The sequence below is a fragment of the Amycolatopsis sp. cmx-8-4 genome, from assembly GCF_046548675.1.
GTDB lineage: Bacteria > Actinomycetota > Actinomycetes > Mycobacteriales > Pseudonocardiaceae > Amycolatopsis.
The window spans coordinates 1-15,556 of the sequence record NZ_JAEBDZ010000020.1; the positions used below are offsets into that span (position 1 = coordinate 1).

Below are 15,556 nucleotides of genomic sequence, written 5' to 3' on the forward strand. Positions count from 1 at the left end.
CGACCAGCGAATCAACTGCTCACGCTCGACATCAGCCAACACCAGCTCAGCCTTCGGACGCCCGGTTCTCGACATATCCCCATACTACCCACTTAACTCACGAATTTACGACGCGACACACTAGGCCGCCGCCAAGTCCGTGAATGGCACATCGAGGGACTCTGAGTCCCTCGATGTGCCATTCACGGACTTCAAGCGTTACGGGCGCGAGGTGAGGTCCTGGACCGTCTCCGCCGGCAGGCGGGTGCAGCCGACCGCGCCCGGGTTGAGCAGCAGGTCCGTGCCCGGGCGGTCCGCCAGCAGCGCCGCCAGCTCCCCCGCGTCCACCGCTCGCCAGCCCGCCGTCCGGACCCGGTGGCGGTGGGCGGGCGCCGTCGCCACCAGCAGGCACGGGACGCCGTCGGGCGACGGTGCCGTCAGGGGCGCGCCCGACGCGTCCAGCGCCACCGCCGTCTTGACCTGGCGGAACACCGACGCCACCTGCGCGAACTCCGCGTCGCCCACCGCCAGCAGCCGCAAGACCGCGTCCAGCGGGTCCGCCGGGCTGTCGGGGCCCGACGGCACGTACTCCGGGTTCGGCTCGAAGTCGCCGATCGAGCCGTCCGCCGAGACCGGCCAGCCGCCGACCACGTGGGACCGGTCGGGCGCCGACGGCTCCGGGGGCCACGCCGGGTCGACCAGCAGCACCCACTTCTCAGCCGTCATCACGCACCCCTCCCACCGCGGCCGTCAACCGGGCCGATCGTTCCGACGCCGCCTTCTCCTGTTCCTGATAGCGTCGCACGCCCTCCGCGATCCGCCACCGGTAGAGCCACGCGAGGTTCGTGACCCGGAACCGCCGCATCAACCACAACGCGCGCCGTGTGGGCTCGGGGGCGTCCACCGCGCCGCGCACCGCTTCGCGCATGACCCCGATCGGCAGATCCCCCTCGGCTGGCTCCCGGATCACCGCCGCGACCGCGCCGGCCCGCGTCTCGACGTCCGGCGACGCCAGGACGGCGTCCATCGCGACGGCCACCAGTTCCGGCCGCAACGCTCCGTGCCGGGCGAGGGCGTCGATGGCGTCCGCGGCGGCGCCGACGTCCAGGCCGCCGGCCACCCGGGCCGCGATCTCCAGGACGTCGTCCCGGCCGGCGACGGTGTCCGTGACGCCGTGCAGCTGCAGCAACGCGAACTCCTCGGCCAGCCCGGCCACGGCCGCGGCGTCGGCCGGACTCAAGGCGCCATCGATCACGAAAGGCGCCGCACCCGGCGGAGTCAACGCGATCAGTTCACTTTGGACATCAGCCATCAGCGCGTCCGGAACAGCAGGCGCGGGCAAGCCGTCGCCGAGCCGCTCCACAATAGACTCGGCGAGCGCACGAGCTGTGTCCACACTGGAGTCAACCGAAGTCAGAGGCCGGTACACCAAGCCGTCCCGCCACTCACCCTTGCCCACACTCGGGAAGAAGTCCCGAATGGACGGTCCGACCGGCCGCCACTTCCCGGACGCCGGATCGAACCGCCGGTCGACGACGTGCGCGACCGCAGCGAACTCCGGCGACGCCGCGACCTGGGCCAGCACCGACGTCCACAGTAGACCGGGATTCTCGTGCGACTCGACGGCGTCCGCGACACTGTCCAAACGCAACACCGGCAGATCCGTCCGGAGTCGCCCGACGATCTCCCCGACCGCCGGGTCGATCCGCAGCCGCGTCGAGGCGAAGGAGATCTCGACGTGCCCGCCGTCGCCGCCACGGATCTTCACCGGGACGCGAGCCAGGACGTCGTGCGCGAGGGCCTCGCCGAGGTGTCCGGCCAGGGCCTTCGCGACTGAACCGGCGCCGGTTCCGGTGACGCTGATGGCGGGCAACGGACCGTCGCCGGTGTCGGCCACGAGCACCGCCCGCGCGAGTTCCCGCGCACCCGCGGCCAGGCCGGTGTCCCGGTGCCCGAGATGCCGGTCGACGACCGCGCGGACGACGTCGGGCTGCTCGTGCTGCGCCAGCACCGGCGCGGGGTCGCGCAGCGCCAGGGTCGTCGCGACGGCTTCCCGCACCACCTTGAGAGTCCGGGCGCGATCGGCCAGCGGCACCAGTCCCGAGCCGGGCTCCGGACGCGCGTACTGCCAGTCCCTGCCCAGCGCCTCGGCCAGCTCCTCGACGACCGCCGCGGTGTCGACGGGCTTCCCGAACGTCGTCCAGTGCCCGCCGCGGACGACGGCCGTGAACGCGTCGTCGGAGGCGCCGAACAGCGGCGCCGACGGCTCGTCGTCACCACGGCGGTTGGCGAGCACCGAGTCCGTGGCCGCGTGCACCGGCAGGCCGGAAGCCGCGTGGAAGTCGAAAGCCACCCCACCCGGACCGGGACGGCGGCCGGCCGCGCACGGGAAGAGCGTCACCGATTCCGGTCGCGCGGAACTGAAAGAAGACGTCACCAGCCGGGCCAGAGTGGCCCCGTCGACGAACACCGCGCGACGCTCGCCGTCGACCCGAGCGAAGACCTTGGCGCGGGTCTCTTCTCCGTGCCCGGTGACGAGGAACGTCTTCCCCCGCGCGAGTTCGTCGGCCCACGGCGCGCGGACCAGCACGCCGCCCTCGCCCGGCCCGCGACCGCGCAGCGACGGCTGCGCGCCCGACGCGAACTCGCGCATCTCGTCCGGCGCGGCCTCCACGATCAGGTTCTCGCCCGTGGTCTGCGACAGCCAAGCCTGCACCTTCGCCGCCTCGTCCGGCTCGAGGAAACTGACCCCGCGGACCTCGCCGGACGCGTCCAGCAGCGGCGTCGCGGCAGGCGCGTCGAACTCGACCGTCGTCCCCGGCTGGTCGGCCAGTTCTCCCCTGAACCGCTCGCCGAAGGTCGCGAAGTGCCCGCCGTCGGTCACGGTCGTGAAGCCGCGGGTGGCGCCGGTCGCCTGGCCCAGGGTCGCCGACGGGCGGCCGAACAGCGCCGGCTCGGTCGGCGCGTGCACCTGCAGCGGGCCGCCCAGCTCGGACAGCGCCCGCTGGAAGTCGTGGGCGACGCCGCCCGGGCCGTCGAGCTTGCCGGTGCCGCACGCGATGAGCGTGATCGACGGCCGCGCGGACCCGGCCGCCTGCGCGAACGGCTTCGACGCGGCGAGGATCTTCGCGAACGACGCGCCGTCGACGCGCACGGTCCGCCCGCCGAGCAGCGTGAGCTTCACCGACTGCGGCCGGCCGTGGGCCATGACGAACAGCGTGCCCGGGTCCCACGGCGCGGGGCTCTGCGACGCCCACTCGCCGAACGCGCGTCCGTCGAGGTCGGGCTTCGCGCCGTTCTCCCGGGCGTCACGCAGCAGCGGCGCGGTCCGCTCCGGCGTGGCGCCTGCGGGCAGGGAGCCGACGGTGTCGGAGTGGTCGTCCGCCCAGTCGCGTTCGATGTCCGCGGTGTGCTCGGCGGCGGGCAGGAACGACACCGCGACCACCCGGCCGGAGCGGTCGGTGACCGGGCGGGCCTCGATCTGCGAGACGTCGAAGTCGTACGGCAGGCCGGTGCCGGTATCGACGCCGGTGACGGTGTCCTGCGCCAGCACGGCGTCCACAGTGGACGGATCGAACGCGTCGACCTGCCGGTCCAGTTCCCGCTTGGCGTCCCACCACGCCTGCCGGGCTTCATCGGCCCGACGGCGGGCTTCGGCGACCTCGTCGAGAGCCGCGTCCCGGCGGGCGATCTGGTCGGCGCGGTCGTTGCGGTGCTCGTCGAGCACGGCGGCGAGCCGTTCGGCCCGGTCCTGCGCCGCACCGCGAACCCGGGTCAGCTCCGGCTGCGCGGCCCGGATGGCGGCCGCGTCCTCCAGGGCCTTCCCGCGCGTGGCGAGGAAAGCCCGCTGCTCGCCAGAGTCGGGTTCGGCTGCCCCAGCCAGGGTGAGCGCCTGGTCGGCGACGTCGTTGAGGCGCGAGATCTCCGCGTTGCCCGCGCGCAGCCGCGCCCCGGCGTCACGGGCGTCGGTCTCCGCCGCGGCCAGCGCGTCCCGCAGGGCCTGGACGGCGTCGGTCGAGGTGTCGACGCCGAGCGCCGGGCCGTCTTCGGTGAGTTTCCGCGCGCCTTCGCGCTGGTCGAGCCAGCGGTCGTCGGCACCGCGTTGCGCCTGGTCGACGGCCTCTTCGGCGGTGCGCCACGCCTCGGCGGCGTCCTTCACCGCGTCCTGGGCCCGGCTCAGCGTGTCCGGCAGCTTCGCGTTCAGGAACGCTTCGACGTCGGCGTCGGTCATCCGCACCAGGGCCGACGACGGCACCTTCACCTCGACCGCCGCGGTCCGCCCGCCGCCGAGGTCGGCGACCACGCGGTACTCGACGTCGAAGCCGACCAGCGCGGTCCGGCCCTTCGGCTTGCCGGTCACCGACCGGTCGCCGGCGGACGTCGACGACGCCGGGTCGGTGCTCGCGTCGGGCGAGCGGGTGTCGAGGCCGCCCCACGAGTGCGCGTTCTGCCCGGGGTCGGTGACCCCGCCGCCGCCGAGGTTGTGCTGCTGCTCGGAGCTGGACGAGGCCTTGGCCTCGCCGGTGAAGGTCGCCGTCTCGGTCGCCGAGTGCTCCAGCTTCACGCTGTCGCTCAGCCCGGCGAGCTTCGGGTTGACGACCCGCGCGTAGATCTTGACCGTGCCGTGGCCGTTGCGCAGCACGGCGGCTTCGTGCAGCTCGGGGACGTCGAGCGGGCCCTTGACCAGGTCGGGCAGGTTCGCCTGGAGCATCTCGTTGGTGACGGCGGACGCGAGGGTGGTGTTGCCGATCAGGCCGTCACGCGCGCCGGCGGTCCGCAGGGCCTGCCGGGCGGCCGCGCGCACCTCGGCGGCGCCGCGCAGGCCCTCGGTCGTCGCCGACGCCGGCAGCGCGCCGTGCCCGCCGTCCTGCCAGGTCTTCAGGTCTGCGTCGGTGAAGGTCTTGACGTTCGTCGCCGCCGCGTTGTGGTCCTTCAGCGCGGTCCCGGTGGTGATCTTCTGGTCGTCGGCGGCGGCCCGGACGACGAGGTCGGTGTCCTGCGAGGTGACCGGGAACGTCCTGTCGCCGCGTGTGACGACCAGGTCGAACGTCACCTTCGCGCGGTACCGCACCGCGGGCCCGCTCGAGGACGCCGTCTTCGATGTCGTCTTGGTATCGGTGGCGGTCGTCTGGTCGGTCTTGGTGCGGGTCCCGGACACTCCCTTGTAGACACCGTCGTACCCGCTGACCTTCGCGTGACTGTCGGCGAAGAGGCCGCGTCCGGCGCCGCGGAACTGGCCGCCGTAGGACGAACCGCGGCCCGCGTTCTCCTTGGCCGTCGCGGTCGCGCTGACGGCGTGGTCGATCTCGCTGCCGTCGTGCGCGACGTCCAGGAACCCGGTCTCGGTGACGCGGGCCTTGAGCAGCACCTGGTAGGTGTCGGTGGTGACGACGCCGGGGTCGTGCAGGACGAGCGGCACGCCGCCGTCGAGCGCACCGTCCACAAGGGACGTCACGCTCTCCGGCGACGCGGCGTCCAGCATCCGCTGCAGGTTGTTCATCGAGTCGTCGAGCACGGACTTCGGCAGCAGCCGGGCGCCGGTCTTGCCGAGGGTCGCGCGCGCGTCACGGATGAGTCCACTGAGGTCCGGCGCGTCCTCGACGACGGCCGCGCCCAGCGCACTCGACGTACCGCCGACCAGGGCGGGCGCGGTGAGCGTGCCGGGCGCCGGGGTGCGCGGCTCGAGCGCCGGGAGCAGGCCCTGCTCGCGGGCCTGGTCCTCGGTCATCCGGACAAACACCGCGCCCGGCAGCTTGACGTCGGCCCCGGCGCGGGACTTGCCGCCATTGACCACGCTCTCCTGGCGTGTCTCGGCGACGAGCCGCACGTCGGCGTCGTACTGGACCAGCACGGTCCGGCTGTCGGACGGCGCGCGGCGGACGTGGTCCACGCTCGCGCTCAGCTCGGCCGAGGTGCCCTTCGTGCGGCTCCACGGGCTCCACTTGGCCGAGGTGTACAGCTGGCCCTGGCCGTGCGGGTCGCTGCCGTCGGCCCGGATGGTCATGCCGAACTGGACGTTCGCCTCGACGGCCTGCTTCCGGGACTTCTCGTACCCCGCCTTGGTGCCGCCGGCGAACGTCGTATCGCTGCCGCCCGCCTCGGACGTCATGACGAGCTTCGGGTTGCTCAGCTCGACGTTCATCCCGAGGCCGCCGACGCGGTCGGCGACGCGGCGTTCGTAGCGGAACCCGCCCGAGCGCGCGCCCTGTCGGAGGAACCGCGGGAGGCCGGAGCGGAACGTCTGCGGCGAGAACATCCGGTCGATCCGCTTGCGGGCCTCGCCGCCGGGCAGGCCGAGGACGCCGTCGCCGCCCGCGGCCCGCTCAAGCTGCCGAACGGCTTCGTCCCGCAGGGCTTCGGTGTTCGCGACGGCTTCGACGTGCAGGAACTTCGGCGCGGGCGGCCGGTCGGCCCCGAGCAGGGCGTCGAGCTTGGGCGCGGTCTCCAGGTCGACGGCCGTGGGTTTGCCGGGCGCGAACCGCGCCGGATCCGCCTTCGGCGCCGAGCCGTCGCTGACCCAGAGGTCGACCTGACCGGAGATCTTCGGCAGGCCGTCACCGGTCTTGGCCACTGTGGACACTCGCGGCGTCTGGCGGAACGGCGATCCCGGCGTCAGCTTCTTCACCCATGGGCGGTGCCGGGTGTGGCTGGTGATCTCGACCTCGAACTCGACGTCGTGCTCGAACACCTGCGCGTCCGGGCTGCCGCCGATACCGGTGGTGGTCGTAGCGGTGGGGCCGCCGGAGTTCTTCCAGGTCGTGGTGTCGGAGTACTGCACCGGCGTGACGGTCGGGCTGATGCCGAGCGACGTCAGCGGCGTCGTCTTCGGGATCATCATCCGGCCTTCGAGCCCGACGCTCCAACCCTTCTCGGTCGTCGTGCTGCTGCTCAGGGTGGGCGACGTCGCGGTGCTGCCCTTCACCGACCGGCCGGTGGCCTGACCGAGGTGGCGGCCCGGCGACAGCTTCGCCTTGACCGTGACACTCAGGTACTCGTCGGTGAACAGGCCGCGCCGCTTGAGCTGCGTCGACACGCCCGGGCCGAGCAGATCGTCCATCTTGGACCGTAGCGCGGCCGGCGAGAAGTTCGCGGTGATCTTGCGGAGGTTGCCCAGCCGTTCGGCGGTGCCGGCGCCGGAGCCCTTCGAGACGTCGCGCTGGAGCTTGTCGAAGCGCGGCAGGAACTTCGCGAAGCCCGGGCGTTCGCGCAGGGTGTTCTCGATCTGGGCCTGGACCTTCGTCGCCGGGGTGAAGGTGCCCGCGCGGACGTGCCCGGCCGCCGCGGCCGCGGCGAGGTACGGCGGCTCGAACCGCTTCTCTCCCGGCGTGACCTTGTCGCGCGTGCCGTCGGGCACCGGCAGGCCTTGCGCCTTCGCCTCCGGCAGTCCCATTCGGACATACGCGGTGGCCGGCACGGTGGCGGTCTCGCCGCTCGACGTCGTCACCGCCAAGTCCACAGTCACCTTGTACAGCCCGATGTCGCCCTTGGCGTTCAGGTTGGTCTTGGTGGTGACACTCGTGCCGCTCTGCGACGTCTGCGTGACCTTGGCCGACGCGCTCGCGCTGACCCCGGCGACCCCGCCGACGGCCCCGGGGATGTAGGCCCCGCCGCCGAAGATCCCGTTGACGTCGCCGCCGGACTTCGACGCCGCCGACGTGCTCCCACCGGTGACGGAGGAGTCCGTGAGCTTCACCTCGGAGTCGCCGGGCACGGTGCCGAGCAGCTCGACGCCGGTCGGCTTCGCCCGCAGCTCGACGGCCTCGCGGTAGCTGCCGTGCGGGCTGGCCAGGTCGTTCGACACCACGGGTGAGCCGGACAGCGCGGTGCCGAGCACCTGCCGCAGGCCGCCACCGCTGACGAACTCGCGCAGCGCCGTGCGGCCCGGCGCGCCGAACTTGGTCACCGACGGGTGCAGCTTGCCGCTGACCTGGTCGAAGAACGCCTGCTCGTCGAGGAGCACCGCCTCCGGCGCGAGGAATTCTACGCGCTCGGCCCAGTCGTCGCGCGGGGCGGCGTCCTGGTGGTCGTGGGTTTCCAGGCCGGCGAGATCGGTGGGCACCAGGAGCCGGACGCTGCCGTCCACTTCGGACCCGGTCTGCCCGCCGGTCTGGGTGGTGACGGTGATCCGGTACTTCACCGGGACGTCGGCGTTCCGCAGGTCGCCGGCCGAGCGGATGACCCGCTGCTCGGTGCCGGTGCTGGTCGAGGTGTGCTCGACGGCGGGCGACGCGAGCTGCGCCGACGCGCCGACCGAGGCGTAGGGCCCGGCCGGGAACAGCCAGAACACCGACGTCCCGACACTGCCCGTCGTGGTGTCGGCGTTCGGGTCGCCGTGGGTGACCTCGTGCTTGTTCGTGACGTCGCCGGCCGCGGGCGTCGCGTCGGTGATCTGGTCCGCGGCGACCGAGGCCAGGTCCGGCTCGGCCTGGACGCGGACCTCGAACCACTTCTCCCCCACCCGCACCATCGACGCCTTGCCCGCGCCGAGGAACGACTCGAACCCGCCGCCCTTGAGGGAGCCGGTGATGGCGTCGACGCCCTCGGGGCGGCCGTCGGCCAGCGGGCTCAGCAGCTGCTCGATCCGCGTGCCGACCTCGTCGGCGCCCCGGACGTCGACCGGGGCCAGAGCGCCGAGCGCGCGGCCGTCGCGCGCGTACTCCGGCAGCCGGGCCCGGAGCGGCCGGGTGTCGGGCGCGTCGTCGACCAGGACGTCGTCGCGGTGCGCCGGGTCCCAGCCGGCGATCAGCCGGTCGAAGAACTCGGCCCGCTGCGGCGCGTGCTGCCGCAGGTGATCCGGGTCCATGAAGTAGTACTTGGCCGTCTCGGCCATGTCCTCGTGGACGTTGGTCGCGCCGTACTTGCTGATCGGGCGTTCGCCGGCGAACGCCGGGTAGCCGTCGGCGTCCCAGTGTCCGGTGTGGACGTTGAACTCCGCCTGGCTTCCCTTCACTTCCTTGAAGATCCGCTCGGCGGCCTTGCCGGACAGCTCGTTCTCGAGCCGGGTGAAGACGTCAGGGTGAGCTTGGGCCAGCCGGCTCACGAACTCCGAGCGACGCGGCGAGCGCGTCGCGAAGCCGTCCGGGTCCAGCAAGTGGGACTTGAGGGCGGCCTTGAAGTCGGCGACGTCGTCGCGGATCTTCGGGTCGGCCGACGGTTCGCCGCCGGGCTCGCGGCGCGGCGAGCCGTCCGGGTTCCAGCTGCCGACGTGCTTGCCGTAGTCGTCGAGGGCGTAGGAGAGCAGGCCGTGGGCGAGTTCGTGGGTGACCGTGCCCTCGATGCCGCGGTGGCCGCCGCCGAACTCCCTGTTGATCACGCCCATCGCGTAGAGGTTCACGGTCCCGTGCGAGGCGAGGTACTCCGCGCGGGCCGTCGGCGCGATCTGGCCGCGTTCGACGCCGAACGACACCGCGGCGAAGTGCCGGACCTCCTGCTCGGCGTGCGCACGGCTCGAGTTCGCCCGGCGGTCGCCGAGGATCGGGGCGTAGTGCTTCAGGGCGTCGTCGATCGCGCGCGTCTCGTTCTCGCTGAACTCCCGCGGCTTGACGCGGGCCAGCACGGTCGGCTTGGCCTGCGGGTTCGTGTCGTGGACGGCACGGACGCCGTGGGCCGAGTCGCGGTCGGTGCCGTCGGGGCCGGGATCGGTGTCCCCGACCAGCACGGTGCCGTCGTGCACCGCGTCGTCGAACAGCTTCGCCAGTTCCTGGTACTTCTGCTCGTACGGCGTCTTCCCGCCGTCGCGGGGGTCGTTCGAGTAGGCGAACCGGTGCTCGCCGGGGACCCGGACGTGACCGCCGCCCTCGACGGCCAGGCCGGTCAGCTTGTCGTAGCCGTCCTGGACCTCGCCGGTGGTGTCGTTGACGAACTTCGCTTGCAGGCTGTAGGAGGAGAAGTCCGCCTGGTAGTACTGGTGGAACTCGCGGAACAGGTCGCGCACGTCGGACGCGTTCGGCGTGCGGCCGTCCGGTGTCTTGGCCTTGTGGGCGAGCGCCTTGACGAAGTCGTGAACGTCCTTCGCGGACACACCCATGTCGCGGAAGTAGAAGCCGAACGGGTCGGAGTCGACGAACGCACGCGCGATCTCGAAGTCGCGTGGGGACGCCCAGAGCCCTTCGTGGCGGTTCATGTGCTGGACCGCGCCGCGGTGTTCCGGCTCGCGGTCGTGGCTGACCTGGGCGTCGCCGTACTGGTTCTTGGAGTTCACCTTGTCCGCGTCGTGGAACAGGATCGCCTTCGCGATCGCGTCCCGCGACACGAACCGGCCGGCGTCCGGCTGCCCTTGGGTGAGGGTGAGGTACTGGTTGAGCACCATCTGGGCGTGCTCGCCGAAGGTGTTCGGCTTCGCCTGGCCCGGCGCGCGGTCCGGGCGGCCGTCGGCCTGCGGCTTGACGGTCTCGGCGAACTTGCGCGCCAGCGTGCCGCCCGTGTCCACATCGGACACCAGCTGGTCGACGATCTTCCTGGCCGACTCCGGTTTCGGGTCCGCCAGCGCGTCCGCGATCGTCGAGGTCAGGTTGCGGCCCGCGGTCTGGTGCCGGGCGAACACGGCCGGGTCGTGCTTCTGGGTGTAGCCGCGGGTGTGCTCGGCCTGCCAGCGGCCGAACTCGTTCGCGAACGGCGTGCCCTCGATGCCGTGGTCGGTCAGGTCGGTTTCGCGGGTGTCGAAGTCGGCCTTGATCCGGCGTTCGTCGGTCGCGATGGCCGAGCCGATCTCGGCCTGGGTCGCGAAGTCGGGCAGCCGGTCCATGAAGGCGTCGGCGTCTTCGTGGGTGACGGGGTCGAACCGGGCGTTCCGCAGCAGGTCCGGGTTGCGGACCTCCGGACCGACGGCGTTCGCGAGGTTCTTCCGGAAGCCGGGGTCGGCGAGCTTGCCCGCGTTCTTGCGGCCGAGTTCTTTGGCGAGGGCGTCGGCGACGTCGTTCTGCTTGGCCTGGAAGTGGGCGCGCAGGGCGTCGGCGTCGAGGCCGACCAGCGACGTCTTCGTGACCGGGTGCATCGCCTTCGGGACGACCTGGGCCTTGAGCTGCGCGGCGAAGACGTCCGGCGCGATGGTGACGCCCGGCTTGGCGAGCAGCTTCTTGAGATCGGCGTTCTTGCCGAGGTCGTCGGCGATCCCCTTGGTGAACGCCTCGGCGCGCGGGCCGCTGAGGTAGCCGCGTTTGCCCTGCTTGAGGCCGTCGAGCTGGGTGCCCCGGGCACCCTTGAGCGCGTCGAAGTGCTCGCGGACGGTCTGGTGGACGATCTTCGCGACGTCCGGTCCGAACGTCCCGGTGTCGCCGATTTCACCGGTCAGCCGGTCGGTGGCGGCCTTGGTGACGACGTCCGCGGCCTTCGCCGCCACCTGCGGGTCGGTGGTCATCGCGGCGCGGATGTTGTCGAGGGTGTCGCGCCGGGCGTCGCCCATGGCCTCGGCCAGGACCTGGTTCGGCAGCTTCAGGCTGTCCTTGACCTCGCCGAGAACGGCGTCCCTCAGCTCCTTGGAGCCCACCGGGACGCCGTCGGGAGCGTGCTGCCGGACGGCCGTGTCGATCGCGGCGCCGATCCCGTCGGACAGCTGCCCGACGGTGGCGCGCCCGGGGCCGTGGGTGGTGAGGAAGACGTTCATGTCCTCGGTGCGGCGCGCCTTGCTGTCCGGGCTCGCGTGCCCGGTGACGTCCGGAATGCTGTCGCCGGCCGGGCTGAAGAACAGGTCGGGCGAGTTCTTCCAGGTGTGGTAGTGGTTTCCGAGCGTCCGGGCGAGACCGCGCAGCGCGGCGGGGTCGTTGCGGAAGTACTTGCGGCCGTCCGGCGTCCAGCTGAACCACGGGTCGTTCTCGCGGCCGAGGGCGGCGGAGTCGAAGTCCGGGCTGATGCCGAGCCGGTGGTACAGGTCGGCGAGATCCTCCTGCCGGCCCGCGACGTCGGGCATCTGCCGGTCGTGCCCGCCCGGGGTGTACGTGACGAGCGAACCCTTGAGCGCTTGCTGCTGGAGCGCGTCGAAATCCTTGCCGCGCAGGCCGAACTGGTTCGTGTCGCCGTTCTGGTCGACGTTCATCGACAGGCTGTTGCCCTGCGACTGCGCCTCGACGGTGGCCTGCTCGCTGACCTTCGTGAACGTGTCGAGCGGCACGAGGAACGACCGCAGGACCGGCTGCATCCCGGGTTTGCGGTTGACGTCGTGCTCGTACTTCGCCGTCCACTGCAGAGCCCGCAGCGGACGCCCGCCGCCGACCCAGAAGATCTTCGAGCCCTCTTTGCCGTCACCGCTGAACGGGTGGACGTGGCCGTCGGCGTCCTGGTGTACGTCCTTGAACTCCGAGCCGCGCGCGGCCGGCGTCAGGATCGCGGTGTAGAGGCGAACGTGGTGCTGTCCCTTGACCGTCTCGATCTCGAACTCGCCGCGGTGCACGACCTTGCGGCCTTCTTCCGTGCGCAGCACGGTCGAGCCGGGATAGCTCACATGTGGACGTCCGATGTGGACGTTCTCTCTGGTGCCGAGGTAGGTCGGTTTACCGTCCACAGTGGTCTTGACGATGTGGATCGGACGACCGGTCTCCGGGCCGTGACTGGTCCAGTTTCCCTGGATGTCGAGCACGTGGACGTGAACGTCGGCGGCTTCGGCGAGCGCGTCGAAGCCGGTCTCGGTCCGGTTGCCATCGAGAGCCGCGGTGATCCGGGCGTGCTCGTTGGGCGCGTTGTCGGACAGGCTGGCGGCGACGGCCTCACGGAAGTTGTCGTGCGGCGTATCCCCGCCGACGAACACGGGATCCATGCCGTGCACGCCGAGAACGGTGTGCTGCGGCGGCGGCAGGACCCGGCGGTCGAGCACCTGCCCGGGATGCGGGTCGTCGACGGTCACCGTGTTGACCGTGACGGGCGCCTTGGCCGGACTGTGGTGGTTCGACGGCTGCTTCGTGTGCCCTGACGGGGGATCGGAACGCGGGGTGGGCGTGACGCCGGGGTCGCCGAGGTGGTGGTCGCGTATCGGCGCGGTGTCCGAGATCTCCTGGATCTTGGCGAGGTTCTGCTCGGTGAGCGTCGAGTCGGTCCAGGCGTCCGGCCCCATCACGCCGGGCTGGTCGTCGCGATGGAACAGCAGCTGGTCGTCGTGGTAACCCTCACCGAGACCGAGGTAGTGCATGACCTCATGGGTGAGGCCGGTCTCGGCGTCGCGGACGTCCCAGTGCGTCTGATCAGTGGGTCGTTCGCCATCCACTGCGGAGTCGTGAATATCGACGGGAACGCCACGACTGTGGTCGGTCCGCCAGCCGTCATCGACTGTCCCTTGTGGAGTCCGGACATCGACGGTGACGTGCAGCTTGTCGCCGCCGGGGAGGTGATTGCCCTGGTTGATCGTGGCGTCGAGGTGTTTCTGGAGGCCCTTCGCGAGCTGGGCGCGAGCCTCTGGCGTCACCGAGCCGGAGTTCGAGGTCAGGTCGAGCGGAACGGTGAAGTCCCGGACCCACTCGCCGTTCCGGCTCTCGTAGCGGCGGACGTCATAACGGATCTGCGTGATGGCGCCGTCGAGTTCGCCGCCCTTGAGCCCGTCACCCTCGAACTGCCGCGAGATGGACTTGGCGGGATCGAAGCGTTCGGAGACCAGCCGCGCGGGCGGCGCGGTGGCCCGGCGACTCGTGTCGGCTACCTTCGTCATATCCGATGTGGACTGTCTACTACGGACCTTGGGTGGCGCTTGGGCCGGGCTCTGGTGGTCGATGGGCACGTCACGCGTCGTGGCGGCGTTCGTCGACCCCGGATCGCTCGTCGTACCGGTCGAAGCCGGGGTGACCCCAGGCTTCGCGCCATCCTCGGTGGCGAGTACCGAAGCCGCACCCTCGTCAGCCGCGACAAAGCCGGGCAGAGAGTCGGTCTTGATCGGCGAGGCCGGCGCAACCGAGCGGGCCGTCCCCTTGCCGGCACCGCTCGTGGTCTGCCCGACCCCAGTGATCGGCTGAGAACCGGCCTTGCCCGGCGCTGTGCCGGTCACCGGCTGAGGACCACCTGTGGTCGGCCCAGTCCCGCCGACCGTCTCAAGACCGGACTTGACCGACCCGATCCCGAGGCCCGACTGCGGACCAGCCTCGACCGGCCCGGCGCCCGCAGTCGGGCGCGCATCGGCCGTCACCGTTCCAGGACCGGTCGACGGGTCGGCGCTGCCCTTGGCCGGCCCCGTCCCCGTAGCCGACTCGGGACTGGTCCCGGCCGTCCCAGACCCGGGTCCGAACTTGGCAGTTCCGGTATCGGGTGTCGGGTGGGCGTCGGCCGCGGGTTCGGTGTTCAGCTGGTGCGGGCCAGGTGTGTGGCTCAGCGACGGCGAGCCTGCCGCGGCCACCCCGCCGACGCTTCCCGCCACCGACGGCGGCGCGGGAGTGGAGGCATGCGTGTCCGGCTGTGTGTGGCCCGCCGGACCCGGCCGGGTGAAGCCCGGCAGCCCACTTTCGGTCGTGTTCTGACGCCCGTTCGAAGAACCGGGTGCGGGATTGCCGCCTGCGGTGTCGTTCACCCCAGGCGAGCCGGCTCCCGGCGGGTTTGGAGTCGTGCTGGGAGCAGTGCTCCCCGGGCTGCCCGTGGCGGACGGGTTCGTACCGGTGCCATAGGTACCGGGAGCGCTGGAATTCGTGCTGCCGGCGGCAGCCGAGTTCGTACCGGCGCCACGGGTACCCGGACCGGTACCGGGAGCGCCGAAGTTCGTGTCGCCGGCGGCAGCCGGGTTCATGCCTGCGCCGTTCGCACCCGGACCGGTCACACCCGGGTTGCCGGCGGCGGGGGTCGCGGAGGTGCCGGATCCCGACGGGCTAGCTCCGGTGCCGGCGGACGTACCTGGCGCCGTCGTACCCGGGTTGACGGCAGTCGTCGGTGCCGAGCTCGAAGTGCCGTTCTGGTCAGGCGAGCCGGTGCCGGCGCCGCCCGGAGCTTCGACGGGCGTCACCACACTGGAGCCGTTCGGGCCCAGACCGGATGTGGTGCCCGAACTGGCGCCCGTGACCGGGTTCACCGGGCCATTCGTGCTGGTACCCGTGCTCTGGCCGACACCAGTTGCGTGGCCGGCCGAGCCGGTGCCCGTCGTACCGGGCCCTTGGTTCGCCGGACTGGGGCCGGCGCCGAGTCCTCGGCTCCCGGTGGGGGCGGGTCCTGAACCGTTGCCGGGGTTGGCGGGACCGGCGGAAGGTGCGGTCGCACCCTGCTCGACCGCACCTTCCGTGCCCGGGCCGGGACCACCGGGCGCCGAGGAGACGCCCGTGCCGGAGCCCACCACTCCCGTCGAACCGGGGCCGCCCGTCGAGGTGCCGGAATCGGACGCGCCCGCACCACCGGACGGCCCAGGACCGCTCGCCGCGGCACCGATGCCCGTCGAGCCCGTTCCGGTTCCCACACCCGAACCACTCGAGGCGACGCCGGAACCGTTCGCACCTTGCCCAACCCCGGCCGAACCGGACGCACCTGGACCGGAGCCGGTCCCGCCCGAACCGGCCCGACCGGGGTCGGCACCAGCCCCACTCGCGGACTGACCAGAACCCGCGCCGGTCGAACCGAGCTGACCGGAACCCAAGCCGACCCCGCCCGAACCGACCTGTCCAGGGCCGGCACCCGTCCCACCAGC

At 72.0% G+C, this 15,556-nt stretch carries 2 protein-coding genes; both read right to left on the reverse strand.

Going from position 1 to position 15,556, the window contains the following annotated elements; translation table 11 throughout:
* Positions 1 to 198: 198 nt before the first annotated feature.
* The gene (locus ACLJQZ_RS33575) at positions 199 to 705 is read right to left on the reverse strand and encodes a type VII secretion system-associated protein (protein WP_410623838.1); all 507 of its coding nucleotides are present in this window, start codon (positions 703 to 705) and stop codon (positions 199 to 201) included.
* A complete protein-coding gene (locus ACLJQZ_RS33580) occupies positions 695 to 13,609 on the reverse strand; it encodes a hypothetical protein (RefSeq protein ID WP_410623839.1) in 12,915 nt (4,304 codons plus the stop codon). The genes ACLJQZ_RS33575 and ACLJQZ_RS33580 overlap by 11 nt, the downstream gene beginning before the upstream one ends.
* Between the last annotated feature and the right edge of the window lie 1,947 nt (positions 13,610 to 15,556).

Excerpts from the sequence above, each read along its gene's own strand:
- ACLJQZ_RS33575 (WP_410623838.1), bottom strand. The coding sequence starts at position 705 with ATGACGGCTGAGAAGTGGGTGCTGCTGGTCGACCCGGCGTGGCCCCCG.
- ACLJQZ_RS33580 (WP_410623839.1), bottom strand. The coding sequence starts at position 13,609 with ATGACGAAGGTAGCCGACACGAGTCGCCGGGCCACCGCGCCGCCCGCG.